16 protein-coding genes are annotated in these 16,796 nt (G+C 63.2%); 14 read left to right on the top strand and 2 right to left on the bottom strand.

What is annotated here, in order from left to right:
• The first annotated feature begins 42 nt into the window (after positions 1-42).
• Complete coding sequence (locus tag AB4Y43_RS19425) at positions 43-1,284, top strand: cystathionine gamma-synthase family protein (RefSeq protein ID WP_342948831.1); 1,242 nt, start codon at positions 43-45, stop codon at positions 1,282-1,284.
• Positions 1,285-1,355: 71 nt separating this feature from the next.
• On the opposite strand, the gene AB4Y43_RS19420 is transcribed toward AB4Y43_RS19425, so the two are convergent.
• Together AB4Y43_RS19420 and AB4Y43_RS19415 are read right to left on the bottom strand one after the other, a co-directional pair.
• Positions 1,356-2,258, bottom strand: a complete 903-nt coding sequence (locus AB4Y43_RS19420) for an NAD(P)-dependent oxidoreductase (RefSeq protein WP_028207963.1) — start codon at positions 2,256-2,258, stop codon at positions 1,356-1,358.
• Between the two features lie 134 nt (positions 2,259-2,392).
• Entirely contained in the window at positions 2,393-3,322 is a 930-nt protein-coding gene (locus AB4Y43_RS19415) for a LysR substrate-binding domain-containing protein (RefSeq protein WP_069266591.1), read from the bottom strand.
• A gap of 138 nt (positions 3,323-3,460) precedes the next feature.
• Here AB4Y43_RS19415 and AB4Y43_RS19410 point away from each other — a divergent pair, with 138 nt between their 5' ends.
• From AB4Y43_RS19410 to AB4Y43_RS19350, 13 genes are all read left to right on the top strand, one after another.
• Positions 3,461-4,627, top strand: a complete 1,167-nt coding sequence (locus AB4Y43_RS19410; protein WP_368618893.1) for a mandelate racemase/muconate lactonizing enzyme family protein — start codon at positions 3,461-3,463, stop codon at positions 4,625-4,627.
• Between the two features lie 105 nt (positions 4,628-4,732).
• A complete protein-coding gene (gene dctA, locus AB4Y43_RS19405; RefSeq protein WP_368728556.1) occupies positions 4,733-6,091 on the top strand; it encodes a C4-dicarboxylate transporter DctA in 1,359 nt (452 codons plus the stop codon).
• 245 nt (positions 6,092-6,336) lie between these two features.
• Positions 6,337-7,107 (top strand): GntR family transcriptional regulator, encoded by a 771-nt coding sequence (locus tag AB4Y43_RS19400; protein WP_069266593.1) that lies wholly within the window; start codon positions 6,337-6,339, stop codon positions 7,105-7,107.
• On the top strand, positions 7,104-8,843 hold the full coding sequence (locus tag AB4Y43_RS19395; RefSeq protein ID WP_368728555.1) for a fumarate reductase/succinate dehydrogenase flavoprotein subunit: 1,740 nt from the start codon (positions 7,104-7,106) through the stop codon (positions 8,841-8,843). The genes AB4Y43_RS19400 and AB4Y43_RS19395 overlap by 4 nt, the downstream gene beginning before the upstream one ends.
• 11 nt (positions 8,844-8,854) lie before the next feature.
• The gene (locus tag AB4Y43_RS19390; RefSeq protein WP_069266595.1) at positions 8,855-9,100 is read left to right on the top strand and encodes a ferredoxin family protein; all 246 of its coding nucleotides are present in this window, start codon (positions 8,855-8,857) and stop codon (positions 9,098-9,100) included.
• Between the two features lie 45 nt (positions 9,101-9,145).
• Positions 9,146-10,573, top strand: coding sequence for an ABC transporter substrate-binding protein (locus tag AB4Y43_RS19385; protein WP_368728554.1), 1,428 nt, complete (start codon positions 9,146-9,148; stop codon positions 10,571-10,573).
• Between the two features lie 49 nt (positions 10,574-10,622).
• The gene (locus tag AB4Y43_RS19380; protein WP_069266596.1) at positions 10,623-11,483 is read left to right on the top strand and encodes an ABC transporter permease; all 861 of its coding nucleotides are present in this window, start codon (positions 10,623-10,625) and stop codon (positions 11,481-11,483) included.
• A gap of 44 nt (positions 11,484-11,527) precedes the next feature.
• Complete coding sequence (locus AB4Y43_RS19375; RefSeq protein WP_368728563.1) at positions 11,528-12,298, top strand: ABC transporter ATP-binding protein; 771 nt, start codon at positions 11,528-11,530, stop codon at positions 12,296-12,298.
• 34 nt (positions 12,299-12,332) lie between these two features.
• Positions 12,333-13,328: a HEAT repeat domain-containing protein gene (locus AB4Y43_RS19370; RefSeq protein WP_368604401.1), complete on the top strand. Its 996-nt coding sequence runs from the start codon at positions 12,333-12,335 to the stop codon at positions 13,326-13,328.
• Complete coding sequence (locus AB4Y43_RS19365; protein WP_342948825.1) at positions 13,325-13,618, top strand: gamma-butyrobetaine hydroxylase-like domain-containing protein; 294 nt, start codon at positions 13,325-13,327, stop codon at positions 13,616-13,618. The genes AB4Y43_RS19370 and AB4Y43_RS19365 overlap by 4 nt, the downstream gene beginning before the upstream one ends.
• 148 nt (positions 13,619-13,766) lie before the next feature.
• Positions 13,767-14,579, top strand: a complete 813-nt coding sequence (locus AB4Y43_RS19360; protein WP_368728553.1) for a hypothetical protein — start codon at positions 13,767-13,769, stop codon at positions 14,577-14,579.
• A gap of 219 nt (positions 14,580-14,798) precedes the next feature.
• Positions 14,799-15,794: an aldo/keto reductase gene (locus AB4Y43_RS19355; RefSeq protein WP_342948823.1), complete on the top strand. Its 996-nt coding sequence runs from the start codon at positions 14,799-14,801 to the stop codon at positions 15,792-15,794.
• 216 nt (positions 15,795-16,010) lie between these two features.
• Positions 16,011-16,757, top strand: coding sequence for a glucose 1-dehydrogenase (locus AB4Y43_RS19350; RefSeq protein WP_069266601.1), 747 nt, complete (start codon positions 16,011-16,013; stop codon positions 16,755-16,757).
• Positions 16,758-16,796: the final 39 nt, after the last annotated feature.

Genomic DNA, 16,796 nt, shown 5'->3' with positions numbered 1-16,796 from the left:
GATAATGTGCCAAACGCAATCGACTTGAGAAACGGAGTGAGAATGAGCAAGCAAGGCTTCACCACTGGCATCGTTCACGGCGACAGGATCGCGGGCACCGAGCACGGCGGCGTGCGCCAGCCGATTCATACGTCCGTGCAATATGGTTTCGAGCGCGTCGAGGACCTGATCGGCGTATTTCAGGGCACGAAGAAAGGGGGTTTCAACTACGCGCGGCAAGGCACTCCCACGACGGCGGCTCTCGAGCGCAAGATCACGAGCCTGGAAGGCGGCACCGGCACAGTCTGTTTCAGCACCGGCATGGCCGCGATCACGGCGACCTTCCTCACGCTGCTGCGTGCGGGCGATCATCTCGTGTCGAGCCGCTATGTGTTCGGCAACACCAACAGCCTGTTCGGCACGTTGCGCACGCTCGGCGTGGAAGTCACGACCGTCGACGCCAGCGACGCGGAAAACGTGAAGAACGCCATCCAGCCGAATACGCGCATGGTGTTCGTCGAAACCATCGCGAATCCGGGCACGCAGATCCCCGACCTGCAAGGCATCGGCGAGCTGTGCCGCGAGCGCGGCATTGTCTACGTCGTCGACAACACGATTACCTCGCCCGCCTTGTTCCAGCCGAAGGCGGTCGGCGCGAGCCTCGTCATCAACTCGTTGACGAAGACCATCGCGGGCCATGGCGCCGCGCTCGGCGGCGCGGTGACCGATACGGGCCTGTTCGACTGGAGCGCGTATCCGAACATCGCCGACGACTATCGGCGTTCGGCACCGAAAGATCAGGGGCTCCTGCAGATCCGCAAGAAGGGCCTGCGAGACATGGGCGCGTCATTGTCGTCCGAGCAGGCGCACGCCATCGCCATGGGCGCGGAAACGCTCGCCCTGCGCGTGAAGCAAAGCAGCGACAATGCGCTCGCGCTCGCACAGTTTCTCGAAGGCCACGAAGCCATCGGCAAGGTGTTCTATCCGGGCTTGAAGAGCCATCCGCAATACGAGGTTGCCCATGCGCTTTTCAAGGGCGCGTCATGGCTGCTCTCGTTCGAACTGCTCAACGCGGAACGCATGATCGACGTCGTCAACGCGCTCGAACTGCCGATCAAGGCGACCGGCCTCGGCGACACGCGCACGCTCATCATCCCCGTCGCGCCGACGATCTTTTTCGAAGCCGGCGCAGAAACGCGCAAGGCGATGGGCATCTCCGACGGCATGCTGCGGCTTTCGGCGGGCATCGAAGATATCGACGACCTGATTGCAGACTTCTCGCAAGCGCTCAAGCTGGCAGCATAACGCCGGGAGCGTCGATGTCGTGAACAGGGCCAGCACTCGCTGGCCCTGCGCGTTTTCGACGCTGATGCCGCTTACGGATTGAAGCGTTTTGCCTCGTCGCGCCAGTAGTGCTGCTGCTGCCAGCCAAGCAAGCGTTTGAGCTTCTCGTTGCTGAGCAGCGTCTCGAACTCGCCGAGGGCCTTCTTGACCGGCACGCCCGGATAGTAGCGATCCAGCAACGTCTGGGTCGGCAAGTCGGACGACACGTCGTCCGCCGCGACGTTCATGATCTCGAAGCCGAGGCCGTCCGTTTCGATGGCGAGCCGGCACGCGTTGGCGAGATCTCGCCCGTCGATGTAGCTCCACGCAATACGCTTGCGCAGCGCGGGATCCTTGAGCCACGTGGAGAACTTCGCGTAATCCTCGGGATCGAGCACGTTGCCGATGCGAAAACAGTAGATGTCCGACCCGGTGCGCGCCTGGAATGCCTTCGCGGTCACTTCGTTGACCACTTTCGAGGTGGCGTAGCTGTCCATCGGGTCCACCGGATAGTTCTCGTCCAGCGGAAAGTACGCGGGATCGCGATGCCGGTGGGCGAACACCACACCGTAAGTCGTCTCGCTCGAGGCGAGGATCACCTTGCGGACCCCTAGTTTCGCAGCGGCGTCGAGAATGTTGTAAGTCCCCATCACATTGATGCGGTAGACCTCGTTATCGGTCGTCAACATGATGCGAGGAATCGCCGCGAAGTGAACGATCGCGTCGATGGGTTTCGGCTCCAGGTCGTCGGCGAATTCCACTGGCGCCGTGGTCGAGGCGATCGCGTTGAAAACCTGGCCCGCGTCGGTGATGTCCGTGATCAGCGTGCGCGCCGTGCGCTTCGGCATGGGCACACGGTCCAGATTCAACACTTCGTAGCCGTGCGCGACCAGGTTCTCGACCACCCATTTGCCGGCAAGGCCGCTACCGCCGGTCACTATCACTCGCTTTGTCATCTGTCTCTCTCCTTTTCGTGGCGTCGTTCCCGCCTCTGCAAACGCGCACGTTACCGCAAACATCGGCCGGCTGTAATGACCACCGCTACCTTTCCAGCCGGATGGATTGTCTGCGGGGGACGCAGACAAAATCGTTATGCGCCCGATTGCGCGGGCGCGGCCACCGCAGGCTGCCGGTTGAACCGCTCCGCCAGAAAATCGATGAACGCACGCGCACGCGCCGATTGATTGCGCTTGTTCGGGTAGTACACGAACAAATCGGCAAGCGGCTGCACGAACTCAGGCAGCACGACGCGCAGCCGGCCGCTCTCCAGATACTTCGCCAGGTCCCACTCCGAGCGCAGCAGAATGCCGTGCCCGTCGAGCGCCCAGCCGAGCACGATATCGCCGTCGTTGCTCGACAGCATGCCGTGCACCTTCACCGCATGCGCCTCGCCATCGCGCTCGAGGCGCCATATGCCGTAGGCGTTGTCGTTCTGTCGATGCACGATGCATTGATGGTTGGCGAGATCGCCCAGCGTTGCGGGCGTGCCCTGCGTCTCCAGATAGCGCGGCGAGGCGCACAGCAAGCGGCGGTTCGTCATGATGCGCCGCGCAATGAGCCGCTTGTCGGGCAGCTCGCCAAAACGGATCGCCAGATCCACGCCGCTTTCGACGAGATCGATCGGCCGGTCGGTGACATCGAGCTGCACTTCGACATGCGGATGCCGCCGCGCGAACTCCGAAACGAGCGGTGCGATCGTCGTGCGCCCGAAGCCGAGCGTCGCGTTCACACGCAGCAAGCCGCGCGTGACGGAGCGGCTCGACGACACGACATCTTCCATTTCCTGCACTTCGGCAAGAATGCGCGTCGCGTAGTGCAGAAAGGTCTCGCCTTCGGCGGTCAGGCTCACGCTGCGGGTGGTCCGGTTGACCAGGCGCACGCCCAGGCGCGCCTCGAGCTGCGCGAGCCGTTTGGTCGCCGCCGGCGGCGTGATGTCCATGTCGCGCGCAACGCTTGAAAGGTTTCCGTAACGCCCGAGCAGAACGAAAAACGCCAGGTAGGAGGTCAGGTCATTCTTCACCGTGAGTTAATAAAGATGTGAAAACAAGTGAATCATAGTGCCGATCCGGGCGCATAACCTAGCGTCTCCCACAGCCAGCGAATCGCGAACGACCGCGAGAACGACCGCGCATGCTGGCCGTGCCACCAGGAGACACCCGTGAGAATCGTTGAAATCCGCGAAAAAACCGTTCCGATCAGTTCCTCGATCCGCAACGCCTATATCGACTTCAGCAAGATGACGCTCAGCCTCGTCGCCGTGGTCACCGACGTGATCCGCGACGGCAAGCCCGTCATCGGCTATGGCTTCAACTCGAACGGCCGCTATGGCCAGGGCACGCTGATGCGCGAGCGCTTCATCCCGCGCATTCTCGAAGCCGATCCCGCCTCGCTCGTGAACGAGGCGGGCGACAACCTCGACCCGCACAAGATCTGGGCGACGATGTTCACCAACGAAAAGCCGGGCGGCCATGGCGAGCGCTCGGTGGCGATCGGCACGATCGACATGGCGGTATGGGACGCCGTGGCGAAGATCGAAGGCAAGCCGCTCTTCCAGCTGCTCGCCGAGCGCTACGGCAATGGCCAACCCGACCGCAAGATCTTCGTCTATGCGGCGGGCGGCTACTACTACCCAGGCCAGGACCACAACAAGCTCAAAGACGAAATGCGCAGCTATATCGACCGCGGCTACACGGTCGTGAAGAAAAAGATTGGCGGCGCGTCGCTCGACGAGGACCTGCGCCGCATCGATTCGATCCTGAGCGTGCTGGGCGACGGTCAGAAACTGGCCGTCGACGCCAACGGCCGTTTCGATCTGGACACCGCGATCCAGTACGCGAAAGCGCTCTCGCAATACGATCTGTTCTGGTACGAGGAGCCGGGCGATCCGCTCGACTTCGAATTGCAGGCCACGCTGCGCAACTACTACGACAAGCCAATGGCGACCGGCGAGGATCTGTTCTCGATGCAGGACGCGCGCAACCTCATCCGCTACGGCGGCATGCGTCCCGACCGCGACTGGCTGCAGTTCGACTGCGCGTTGAGCTACGGCCTCGTCGAATATCTGCGCACGCTGGAGATGCTGCATCAGCACGGCTGGTCCGCAAGCCGCTGCATTCCGCACGGCGGCCATCAGATGTCGCTCAACATCGCGGCGGGCCTCGGGCTTGGCGGCAACGAGTCGTATCCCGATCTGTTCCAGCCTTATGGCGGCTTCCCCGATGGCGTGAAGGTCGACAACGGCTACATCACGATGCCCGACCTGCCCGGCATCGGCTTCGAGGGCAAGGCCGATCTGTTTGCGGAAATGAAGAAGATCGCGGCCTGACGCCGAAGCGAAGAAAAGAGCGCGACCGGAAACACAACCGCTGCACGCATGGCGGTTGGCGGTCGCCCGAAATTACCTGCATGGCGCCATGCTCAGGAGACAGACATGCGGCCCTCGAAACTCAAAAAGAATCTTTCGAAGCTCTACATACAGGTCTTGATCGGTATCCTGGCGGGCATTCTCGTCGGCCACTTCTATCCGGATATCGGAGCGGATCTCAAACCGCTTGGCGACCTCTTCATCAAGCTGATCCGCATGGCGCTCGCGCCGATCATCTTCGCTTCGGTCGTCGTGGGCATTGCCCGGATGAACGACCTGCACGAAGCCGGCCGCGTAGGCGTGAAGGCGCTGCTCTACTTCGAGGTGGCGTCGACCATTGCGCTTCTCGTAGGCCTCGTCGTCGTGAACGTGATCAAGCCGGGCAGCGGCATGAACATCGATCCGGCGCAGCTCGACAGCTCGGCGATCGCCAGCTACGCGCACGCGGCCCACGACCATACGGCGCTCGGGTTCCTCATGAGCATCGTGCCGAACAGCATCGTCGGCGCGTTTGCGAACGGCGAAATTTTGCCGATCATCTTTTTCTCGGTGCTGTTCGCCATTGCGCTGGCGAAGCTCGGCCCGCGTACCGCACCGCTCGTCGATATGCTCGACATGTTCTTGCAGGGCATGTTCGGCGTCGTGCGGATCGTCATGTATGTCGCGCCCGTGGGCGCGTTTGGCGGCATGGCGTTCACCATCGCGAAGTACGGGCTCGGCACGCTGGCGTCGTTTGGCGAGCTGATGCTTTGCCTGTACGTGACGTCGATTGTCTTCGTCGTGGTCGTGCTGGGGCTCGTCATGCGCGTTTGCGGATTTTCGCTGTGGAAGTATCTCCGCTATATCCGCGACGAAATCCTGATCACGTTCGGCACGGCGTCGACCGAGGCCGTGCTGCCGCAGATGCTCGTCAAGATGGAGAACCTCGGCTGTTCGCGGCCTGTTGTCGGCATGGTGTTGCCGACCGGCTATACGTTCAACGCGGACGGCACGGCGATCTATCTCACGATGGCGGCCCTCTTCGTGGCCCAGGCGATGAACATTCATCTCACGCTGTTCGATCAACTTGTCGTGCTGAGCGTTTTGCTGCTGACTTCGAAGGGTTCTGCTGGTGTGGCCGGAGCGGGGTTTGTTGCGCTCGCTGCTACGCTTGCTTCGATGCATAAGATTCCGGTTTCCGGGCTGGTGCTGCTGTTGGGGGTGGATCGGTTTCTCAATGAAGCTCGGGCGGTGACCAATTTGATTGGGAATGGCGTGGCCACGATTGTGGTCGCCAGGTGGGAAGGGGCGATGGATGTTGCGCGGGCTCGGGCGGTTCTGAATGGGGAGATTGAGGGTGGGGACGCGTCGGGCGCTGGCGATTTGTCTTTGCCCAGCGGCGAGCCGGTTTCTGGCTCGAGGGGGCTGGTAGAAAACCATCTGTGAAATGAGTACTTTGCGGTGCCTTGTTTTCGCGTCGGTATGCCTGGGTTGCCCCTGTAAGGTTCCCGACGCGAACACAAGAAAAAGCCAAAGCGCCAAAAACCACAACCCTTCCGCGATAGCACCAAAAAACCACAACAAAGCAAACCCAAACCAGACACCAAAGAAATACATATCAGAATTCGTTAGTTTGTCGCGGATGGAACCCTGACTAGACTGCAGATCCATCTTGTTATGACAAGCGAACCATGCCCCGAACGAATCTGGTGGCGCTATCCCCCCAGCCGCTCTACGTCCAGATCAAGGACACGCTCCGAGAGCGCATCCTGAACGGCACCTATGCGCCGCACAGCCAGATGCCCTCCGAACACGAGCTATGCGCCCTGTTCGGCGTCAGCCGCATCACCGTGCGCCAGGCACTAGGCGATCTGCAAAAGGAAGGCCTGGTCTTCAGGCTGCACGGCAAGGGCACGTTCGTCTCCAGGCCCAAGGCATTCCAGAACGTGACCTCGCTGCAAGGCTTCGCGGAAGCGATGTCGTCGATGGGCTACGAGATTGTCAACCAGTTGCGCAGCTTCAGGATCATCAAGGCCGATCGCCACGTCGCGCAACGGCTCAATCTTCTGGAAGGTGCGCCGGTCGCGGAAATCCATCGCGTGCGCATGCTCAACCGCGAACCGGTTTCGCTAGAACTCACGTGGGTGCCGGAAGCGCTCGGCAAGCGGCTCGCCAACGCCGACCTCGCCACTCGCGACATTTTCCTGATTCTCGAGAACGACTGCGGCGTTCCGCTCGGTCATGCCGATGTGTCGATCGACGCGATTCTCGCCGATGACGACATCGCCCGCGCCCTGCGCGTGGAAGACGGCAGCCCCGTTCTGCGGATCGAACGCCTGACGCACGACGCATCCGGCAATCCCATCGACTACGAATACCTGTATTTCCGCGGCGACGCCTTCCAGTACCGGCTGCGCGTCGACCGCCAAAAAACCCGTGCAAGGGGAAGGAAAGCGCTATGAATACCGAAGTGCTCGAATACGACATCGTGGTCGTCGGCGGCGGCACGGCCGGCCCAATGGCTGCAATCAAGGCCAAGGAACGCAACCCGGCGCTCAAGGTGCTGCTGCTTGAAAAAGCCAATGTCAAGCGCAGCGGCGCAATCTCGATGGGCATGGACGGCTTGAACAACGCCATCATTCCCGGCCACGCCACACCCGAGCAGTACACGCGCGAAATCACCGTCGCCAACGATGGCATTATCGACCAGGAGGCCGTCTATGCGTATGCGCGACACAGCTTCACGACCATCGAGCAGCTCGACCGCTGGGGCGTGAAGTTCGAAAAAGACGGCAACGGCGACTATGCCGTGAAGAAGGTCCATCACATGGGCGCTTACGTATTGCCCATGCCCGAAGGACACGACGTGAAAAAGATCCTCTACCGGCAGCTCAAACGTGCGCGCATCGAGATCACGAACCGCATCGTCGCCACGCGGCTCATGACCGATTCGCAGGGCCGCGTAAGCGGCGTTCTCGGCTTCGACTGCCGCACGGCGCAGTTCCACGTGGTGCGCGCGAAAGCCGTGATCCTGTGCTGCGGCGCGGCGGGGCGCCTCGGTCTGCCCTCCTCCGGCTACCTGATGGGCACTTACGAGAATCCGACCAACGCGGGCGACGGCTACGCCATGGCGTACCACGCGGGCGCCGCCCTCGCGAATCTGGAATGCTTTCAAATCAATCCACTTATTAAGGACTACAACGGACCGGCTTGTGCATATGTCACCGGGCCGCTCGGCGGCTTCACCGCGAACGGCAAGGGCGAGCGCTTCATCGAATGCGACTACTGGAGCGGCCAGATGATGTGGGAGTTCTACCAGGAGCTGCAGAGCGGAAACGGCCCCGTGTTCCTGAAGCTCGACCATCTTGCCGAGGAAACGATCCAGACCATCGAGCAGATCCTGCACACCAACGAGCGCCCGAGCCGCGGCCGGTTCCACGCGGGCCGCGGCACGGACTACCGTCACCAGATGGTCGAGATGCATATTTCCGAGATCGGCTTTTGCAGCGGGCATAGCGCGTCGGGTGTCTATGTGAATGCGCGCGCGGAGACGACCGTACCCGGACTCTATGCAGCAGGCGACATGGCGGCCGTGCCCCACAACTACATGCTAGGCGCGTTCACCTGCGGCTGGTTCGCGGGCGCCAACGCGGCCGAATACGTGGAGGGCCGCGAGCATGCGAGCCTCGACGAAGCCCAGATCGCCGCTGAACGCGCACGGATCTACGCGCCGCTCGATCGCGAAAACGGACTCGCGCCGGCCCAGGTCGAATACAAGCTGCGCCGCATGGTGAACGACTATCTTCAGCCGCCCAAGGTCACGCGCAAGATGGAGATCGGCCTGCAGCGCTTCGACGAGATCGCCGAAGACATCGAAGCGATCAAGGCCGACAATGCGCACGAATTGATGCGCGCCGCCGAGGTGCGCGCCATTCGCGACTGCGCGGAAATGGCGGCGCGCGCCTCACTGTTCCGCACCGAAAGCCGCTGGGGCCTGTATCACCATCGGGTCGATTTCCCGCAGCGCAACGACGCCGATTGGTTCTGCCATACGCACCTGCGCAAGGACGCTTCCGGCAGCATGACGAGCGAAAAGCGCGCGGTCGAGCCGTACATCATCCCGCTCGCGCAAGCGGATCGAGGCGCTTACGATCAGCTACGCATTCGCGAATCCGCGGAACTCGTCGCCGAACACTAAGGAATCCGAATATGTCCTATACGCCGCACGAAATCTTCCAGCGCAGCAGTGCGCCCGTCACGATCGACGAAGACCGCTGCATCGCCGACAAAGGCTGCACGGTTTGCGTGGATGTGTGCCCGCTCGACCTGCTCGCAATCGATGTGAGCAAGGGTAAGGCCTATATGCAATTCGACGAATGCTGGTATTGCATGCCCTGCGAACGCGACTGCCCGACCGGCGCAGTCAAGGTCGACATTCCGTACCTGTTGCGCTAACCGCTGTCACCCACGACGGTACCCGTATTGCTCGCCAAACAGATCATGAAAACACGCCAACGGATTCTTCGCCTTTTCGCCGCCCCGCTACTGTTGAGCGCCGCGATCACCGTACACGCCGAGACGATTCGCGTCGCGATCGGCACCCAGGACACCACTATCAACTGCGCGACGGGTGGCCTCCTGATCCGCGAATTGCACTTGCTCGACAAGTATCTGCCCCACACCGGCAAATACGCGAACGTCACCTACGACGTGCAGTGGAAGGACTTCACTTCCGGCGCGCCGCTCACGAACGAAATGGTGGCCGGCAAGCTCGACTTCGGCGCCATGGCGGATTTCCCGGGCTCGCTCAATGGCGCGGCGTTCCAGAAAGCGGGCCGAAAGAGCCTCTTCATCACCGTGCTCGAAGGCAGCACCGATGGCAGCGGCAACGGCATCGTCGTGCCCGTCAACTCGCCGCTGCATTCGATTGCCGACCTCAAGGGCAAGACGATCTCGGTGCCGTTCGCCTCGACGTCGCACGGCATGCTGCTGCGCGCAATCAAAGCGCAAGGCTGGAACCCGGATACCGACGTGAACATCATCACGCAAGCGCCGGAAGTGGCAGGGAGCGCCCTCAAGGCGGCCAAGATCGACGCCCACGCCGACTTCGTGCCGTTCGCCGACCTGTTCCCGTACCGCGGCATCGCTCGCAAGATCTACGACGGCGCCCAAAGCCGTGCGCCCACCTTTCACGGCGCGCTCGTCGATGCCGCTTATGCGCAGAAGTACCCGGAAGTGGTGGTCGCCTATCTGCGCGCGGCAATCGAAGCGAACCGCCTGATTGCGGAAGATCCCGAAAAATATAGTTTGCTGATCGAGAAGGTGACGGGCATCGAGGCGCCCGTCGACTATCTCTATCATGGACCGCTCGGCCTGCAAACGCGCGATCTCACCTGGAAGCCGGAGTACCGCCAGGCCGTGGCGACTGCCATCGACACGCTGAAGCTGCTCAAGAAAACGGATGTCAATCTCGATGCGAACACCTTCATCGACGACCGCTACATCCGCGAGGCGTTCAAGGAGTCGGCACTCGACTATGACGCCGCGCTGAAAAACTACGCTCGGCAGCCGCTCGCCGCGAACGACGCGCTGACCGGCAAGCCCATTCGTGATTTCCTCGCGGTCACACAGGTGTGGGTCACCAACGAGGCACACGTGCGCAACTATGCGAACGCGGCGGAAGGGTTCGCAGCGCTCGCGAAACTCGAACAGTCCGGCAGCAAGGTGCGCGCGGTCTACGTGCAGGACCACGACAGCGGACAGAAGCTCTTCGCTTCCGACGCCTGGTACGTACGCGACGCGCATGGCGACGTCACCGCGTTCCTGCAGAAGACAGGCGCGGATGCCTATGCACAGCACACGTCGGGCGCGGTCGTCGACTATGCCGCTGCAAAAACGGGCGCCCAGCAGGCCCTCGCTTCGCGCTAACGCGTCGCGCTCTGTCCGCCCGCTCACTTGCCATTTATGAGGAGTCCGCATGTCTGCCACGCTTGACCTCGCAGCCCGGCAACGCCAGGCCGTCCGGGAACCGGCACTGACTGCAGCCGCAGCGCGCAGCGCACCGATACGCCGCCGCGCATGGCGCGCCGGCTCGATCGTGCTGTTCGTGGCTGCCTGGCAGTTGGCCGTTCATTTCCGGCTCTCGCTTGGCATCGTCACGTTCGCGAATGTCCCTTCGCCCGCCGACGCCATTCCCGCGCTATGGGCGCTGCTCCATTCGCCGAAGCTGCCGATGCATCTCGCCGCGAGTCTGACGCGCGTGCTGGCCGGCTTCTGCGCGGCGGCCCTGGTCGGCGTCGGGCTCGGACTCGCGATCGGCCGCTATCGCGCACTCGAAGATGTGCTCCTGCCGCCGCTCGAAGTGCTGCGGCCAATCCCGGCGGTCGCGTGGATTCCGCTCGCGATCCTGATGTTTCCCTCTTCGGAACTGAGCATGATGTTCATCACGTTCATCGGTGCGCTGTTCCCGATCCTGCTGAACACGATCCACGGCGTGGAGGCCGTCGACCCCCGCCTCGTCGCCACCGCGCGGGGGCTCGGCACCGGCTCGCTGTCGCTCTATACAGAAGTGGTGTTGCCGGGTGCCGCGCCTGCGATCTTCACGGGTCTTTCCATCGGCATGGGCACCGCGTGGTTCTGCCTCGTAACCGCGGAAATGATCGCCGGGCAGTACGGCATAGGCTATTTCACCTGGGAATCCTATACGCTTCAGAACTACGCGGATATCGTGGTCGGCATGGCCCTGATCGGCGTGCTCGGCATGGGCAGCAGCCTCCTCGTCAAACGCATCGGCACCGCACTGACGCCGTGGTACCGCCTGCGGGGAGCGCGCCAGTGAACACGCCCGCCGCCGTCCATCCTGAAGCCCGCGCCAGGGCGCCGGTGTCCCACGCGGCGGGGCACATCAACGTGCGTTCGCTGACCGTGGAGGTCGGGCCGCCGCACGCGCGCTTCGCCGCGCTCGACTCACTGAACGTCGAGATCGCACCCGGCGAGTTCGTGTGCGTGCTTGGGCCGTCCGGCTGCGGAAAGTCCACGCTGCTCGGCGCCATCGCGGGGCACGTCCCGTCCACGCAGGGCGAAATCGCCGTCGACGGCCTCGCGGTCGAGCGCCCGCATCCGGAGCGCGGCCTCGTATTCCAGCAGCACACGCTGTTTCCCTGGAAGCGTGTGATCGACAACGTGGCCTTCGGCCTGAAGATGAAGGGCGTTGGCGCCAGTGAGCGTCGGCGCGAAGCGGCCGAACTGCTCGCGCTGGTGGGGCTCGCGGGATTCGAGTCGCACTATCCCGCGCAGCTGTCGGGCGGCATGCAGCAGCGTGTGGAAATCGCGCGCGTGCTGATCAACCGTCCGCGCATTTTGTTGATGGACGAGCCCTTCGGCGCACTCGACGCCCAAACGCGCCGCATGATGCAAACGCTTTTGCTCGACATCTGGACGCAGATACGCACGACCGTCGTGTTCGTCACGCACGACATCGACGAAGCGCTGTTTCTCGGCGACCGCATCCTGATGCTCTCGCAACGACCCGCGCGCCTCGTCGCCGATATCACAGTGCCGCTCGCGCGGCCGCGCAGCGACGAGAGCACGACCGAAGCCGGCTTCATCTACATCAAGCGCCGCTGCCTCGCGTTGCTGCGCGAAGCGGCGTAGTCCCTCAAGCGCCCACCAGATCACTGCCCTTCCCATGACCGTTTCCGCTCCCACCTTGCCGAACCCGCAGCACCCGAGCGCCGAAGCGAGCGCCCTGCTCGCGCGCCTCGCCGACGCCGATCCCGCCGTGCGCCGCATCGCGCTCTTCGAACTCGCCGATCTCGAAGATGAAGCGCTGCTGCCCGCGTTCGTGGCCACGCTGCGCGACGATCCCGCTCCAGACGTGCGCCGCGAAGCCGCCGCCGTGCTGGCCGCGTGGGAAGACGACGACGTCGTCGAAGCGCTCTGCGCAGCATTGCTCGACACCGACGACGACGTGCGCGAAGCCGCGGCGCAAAGTCTTTCGGAATTGAAGGCGCAGTCGTCGGGCCACGTGCTGCGCCGGTGGGCCGCGCGGCCCGAACCGTTCGTGCGCCGCGCGGCGCTGCGCGGCCTGCGCGAGCTCCGCTTTGCGGATGCCTTCGAGCCCGCGCTGCATGCGCTTGCGGACACTGAGGCCGACGTGCGGCTCGAGGCCGTCGCCGTGCTCGGCTGGCTGAAGGAGGAACGCGCGCTGAAGGCGCTCGCCGCGCTCGGCGCCGGCGACGCGCACCCCGACGTCCGCCGCGCCGCCGTTGGCGCGCTCGGCTTCGCATCGCCGGACGATCAGGCCACGCTCGACGCGCTGCTCACGGCGTTGCGCGACGACGCCTGGCAGGTGCGCGAAGAAGCCGCGACGACGCTCGGCAAGCTGCGTGCCGCAACGGCACTCGCACCGCTTGTCGAAGCGCTCGGTGACGCCTACTGGCAGGTCCGGCTGCGCGCGGCCCGCGCACTCGGGCAGCTACGCGATGCGCAAGCGGCCACCGCCGTCGCCACGCTGCTCACGCATTCGATCAGCAACTTGCGCAAGGAAGCGGCGCTCACGCTCGGCGAACTGGGCACGCGCGAGTCTTTGCCCGCGCTGCAAAGCGCGCTGCAGGACCGCGATCCCGAGGTGCGCAAGGCCGTGCGCATCGCTATCGGCCAGATCGCGGGCGCAGCGCCATGAAAACGCCGCTCGAGGTTCGCAACGACGCCGTCGCGCGAGCGCTCACGCTCCGCTGGCCGGCAGGCGAGACACAACGTGTGAAGCACGCCCGGCTGCGCGCGGCGTGCCCGTGCGCAGCCTGCCGGCGCGTGCGGCTCGACGGCGCCGCGCCCGCGGCCGCTGCGGATGTGATGCTGATCGGCATCGAGCCGATGGGCTACGGCGTGCAGCTCGCGTTCAGCGACGGCCATGCACGCGGCATCTATCCATGGACCTACCTCGAGCAGCTTGGGCGCGGCGAAGACCGCTAGCTTGCGCCCTGAAGCTGGCAGCCACCCGCCTCGCTTCGATCTTCGATTAAAGAACGCTCGCATCGCGCCGATAAGCATGCCATGCCGTGCTCGTTTGACGGGCGCCCGATCCGTTGACAAAGAATCGAAGAAAAAGATGCGAAACAGAATGACCCGCCTGCTCGTCGGCACTTCCTTCACATCCGCTGCGCTATTGTCAGGTTGTGTTCAGTTCGTGCCGGTCAAGGATATGGCCAACGACAAGCCCGGCTATCTCGCGGCGCACTTTGCCGTGGATTCCTTGCCCACGAGCGTTCGCGAGAAAATGCCGGCAGCGGGCACGCACGTGCTGCCCTTCAAGGTCTTGACGGTGCTCGGCAAGGTAACGGGCCATGTTGGCACGGTGGGAATCGAGCGCGACTTCAAGACTGTGCTGATCAACGCACAAGATACGGGCATGGTCCAGCAGGTGTATGAAAGCTCGGCGAATGGTGTGCCCGCCGCCGCAACGTTCAGCCTCTCTTACCTCAACATTTACAGCCTGAAAGAGGAAACGGCGAACTACGCGCAGACGGCGGCGTTCATCCCCTTCGTCGCGCACGACGCCGACAACAATCAGTTCGCGTTCAACGCGCCGCAGGAAGACGAAACCTATACCACGACGTTCAAGTTCGGCACGACAGTTCAGATCGTCAACTTCCGGGCGCTCACGTGGACCTGTCACACGAGCCGCTACTATCCGGCTTCCCAGTTCAATGCAGCGTTCACCGGCAAAGCGATCGACCTGGACTGCGAACAGACGAAGGACGGTATCGTCCAGAACAAGACGCGTCGAACGTATCTGACTCAGTACGGCATCGGCCTGACCCGCTCGGTCGCCACCACTTCCGGCAAACTGGACTGGACCTATAGCGGCTTCGACAAGGACGGGCAACAAACGCTGACGCCGCACGGCCAGGCAGCGATCGAAAAACCGATTTAAAGTCGAGGCAGTGACGGCGCGCGCGATCGTCGGCCCCCGCCCCTCGATTATTCGGACCGTTGAGAATCGATCGATGCGGTGAACACGCGGTTTCCCACGATTGTGGCCCTGAGTTCCAGCGCCTTGGATACCTGCTCCTGACAGCCAGCTACACTACGGGCGCAGAGGCGATTGCAACGCCTGCCAGACAACTGCGCGAACCACAGGAGGAGCACGCAAATGACGCTTTCGAAGAGAAAATTTGGGCGGACCGGCTGGAACGTGTCCGAGATCGGCTTTGGTGCATGGGCAATCGGCGGCTCGTGGGGAAGCGTCGGCGAAGACGACGCCAGAGCCGCGCTGAACGCCGCGCTCGATAACGGCGTCACGTTCATCGACACCGCCGACGTCTACGGCGACGGCCGCTCGGAGCGCATTATCCGGGACGTGCTGCGCGAACGCGGCGGCGAGCGCCCGATCGTGGCGACGAAACTCGGACGCCGGCTCGATCCGCATGTGACCAGCGGCTATCTGAACAAGCGCGAACTCGAAGGCTTCATCGACCGGAGTCTTTCGAACCTGGGTGTCGACACGCTCGACCTCGTGCAATTGCACTGCCCGCCGACGGAGGTCTACTACCGCCCCGAGGTATTCGACGCGATGGACAGCTTCGTCGCCGCCGGCAAAATCCGCTTTTACGGCGTTTCGGTCGAAAAGGTGGAGGAAGCGCTGAAGGCGATCGAATATCCCAATGTGGTCTCGGTGCAGATCATCTACAACATGTTCCGCCAACGGCCTGCCGCCCTGTTTTTCCGCGAGGCGCTAAAGAAGAATGTTGCGGTCATCGCGCGAGTGCCGCTCGCGAGCGGCATGCTCACCGGCAAATTGTCCGCGGATTCCGTTTTTGCGGCGGACGACCACCGTGCGTTCAATCGTCATGGCGAGGCATTCGACGTAGGCGAAACGTTCTCGGGCGTGCCGTACGACGTCGCCTTGAAGGCGGTCGATGAACTGCGCGGCCTGGTACCCGTGGACGCCTCGATGGCACAGCTCGCCCTGCGCTGGATACTCATGGAAGACGCTGTCTCCGTCATCATTCCGGGCAGCAAGAACGCGGCCCAGGCGGCGTCGAACGTCTCGGCGGCAAACCTCGCGCCGCTCTCCGACGCGGCGATGCAACGCGTGCGGGACGTTTACGAACACTATATAGCGCCGCACGTCCACCAGCGCTGGTAAAAGCCCTTGCGGTCGAGGCCGCAGGAATTTCTGCGCCCGCTTACCCGATTTTGCTCCGCCCCGATTGTTCGGCTGATCCTGCCAGTCAATTCGCGCCAGGCCGCTTTATCGCGGCGGCGTGGACCTTTAGATTCGCAATAGTCGCCGGCCGATGGCTTCATACAAGCCAGGACGCCGGTTCCATTCGATGCTGCGACATACGGTAAGGAGAACATGATGGGCAAACTTGCAGGCAAGGTGGCAGTCGTCACGGGCGCGTCGAAAGGCATTGGCGCTGCGATCGCCAAGGCCCTCGCGGCCGAAGGCGCTTCGGTGGTCGTGAACTACGCGAGCAGCAAGGCGGGCGCCGATGCGGTCGTGAGCGCGATTACGGCCGCGGGCGGCAAGGCGGTTTCCGTCGGCGGCGACGTGTCGAAGGCGTCCGACGCACAAGGTATCATCAGCACGGCCGTCGAAACTTACGGTCGCCTCGACATCCTTGTCAACAACTCGGGCGTCTACGAGTTCGCGCCAATCGAAGAGTTCACGGAGGCGCAATACCGCAAGCAGTTCGACATCAACGTGCTCGGCGTGCTGCTCACCACGCAGGCGGCCGTGAAGCATCTTGGCGAGGGTGCGAGCATCGTCAACGTGAGTTCGGTCGTGACGACGGTCACGCCACCGGGAACGGCTGTCTATAGCGGCACGAAGGGCGCGGTGGATGCGATCACGGGCGTGCTGGCACGCGAACTGGGACCGCGCAAGATCCGCGTGAATGCGATCAATCCCGGCATCATCGAGACAGAAGGCGCACACGCGATCGGCGTCATCGGATCGGATTTCGAAAGCCAGACGGTCAGCCAGACGCCGCTCGGACGCATCGGTCAGCCGGACGATATCGCCTCGGCCGTCGTGTTCCTCGCATCGGACGACGCCAAATGGTTGACCGGCGAGCATATCGTCGCCAGCGGGGGCCTGCGCTAAGGCAGGTGGGTGAAACTGGCTGGCGCGAAAAAACGCGTG

The organism is Paraburkholderia sp. BR10872 (genome assembly GCF_040965835.1).
In the GTDB taxonomy this organism is placed as follows: domain Bacteria; phylum Pseudomonadota; class Gammaproteobacteria; order Burkholderiales; family Burkholderiaceae; genus Paraburkholderia; species Paraburkholderia nodosa_A.
Note: the sequence above shows the minus strand (reverse complement) of the source record. Positions and strands in the feature narration are given on the sequence as shown.

Bases quoted from the DNA above. Each gene is read 5' to 3' on its own strand.
- AB4Y43_RS19425 (WP_342948831.1), top strand. From the start codon at position 43: ATGAGCAAGCAAGGCTTCACCACTGGCATCGTTCACGGCGACAGGATC.
- AB4Y43_RS19420 (WP_028207963.1), bottom strand. From the start codon at position 2,258: ATGACAAAGCGAGTGATAGTGACCGGCGGTAGCGGCCTTGCCGGCAAA.
- dctA (WP_368728556.1), top strand. From the start codon at position 4,733: ATGCGGCCCTCGAAACTCAAAAAGAATCTTTCGAAGCTCTACATACAG.
- AB4Y43_RS19400 (WP_069266593.1), top strand. From the start codon at position 6,337: ATGCCCCGAACGAATCTGGTGGCGCTATCCCCCCAGCCGCTCTACGTC.
- AB4Y43_RS19395 (WP_368728555.1), top strand. From the start codon at position 7,104: ATGAATACCGAAGTGCTCGAATACGACATCGTGGTCGTCGGCGGCGGC.
- AB4Y43_RS19390 (WP_069266595.1), top strand. From the start codon at position 8,855: ATGTCCTATACGCCGCACGAAATCTTCCAGCGCAGCAGTGCGCCCGTC.
- AB4Y43_RS19385 (WP_368728554.1), top strand. From the start codon at position 9,146: ATGAAAACACGCCAACGGATTCTTCGCCTTTTCGCCGCCCCGCTACTG.
- AB4Y43_RS19380 (WP_069266596.1), top strand. From the start codon at position 10,623: ATGTCTGCCACGCTTGACCTCGCAGCCCGGCAACGCCAGGCCGTCCGG.
- AB4Y43_RS19370 (WP_368604401.1), top strand. From the start codon at position 12,333: ATGACCGTTTCCGCTCCCACCTTGCCGAACCCGCAGCACCCGAGCGCC.
- AB4Y43_RS19365 (WP_342948825.1), top strand. From the start codon at position 13,325: ATGAAAACGCCGCTCGAGGTTCGCAACGACGCCGTCGCGCGAGCGCTC.
- AB4Y43_RS19360 (WP_368728553.1), top strand. From the start codon at position 13,767: ATGACCCGCCTGCTCGTCGGCACTTCCTTCACATCCGCTGCGCTATTG.
- AB4Y43_RS19355 (WP_342948823.1), top strand. From the start codon at position 14,799: ATGACGCTTTCGAAGAGAAAATTTGGGCGGACCGGCTGGAACGTGTCC.
- AB4Y43_RS19350 (WP_069266601.1), top strand. From the start codon at position 16,011: ATGGGCAAACTTGCAGGCAAGGTGGCAGTCGTCACGGGCGCGTCGAAA.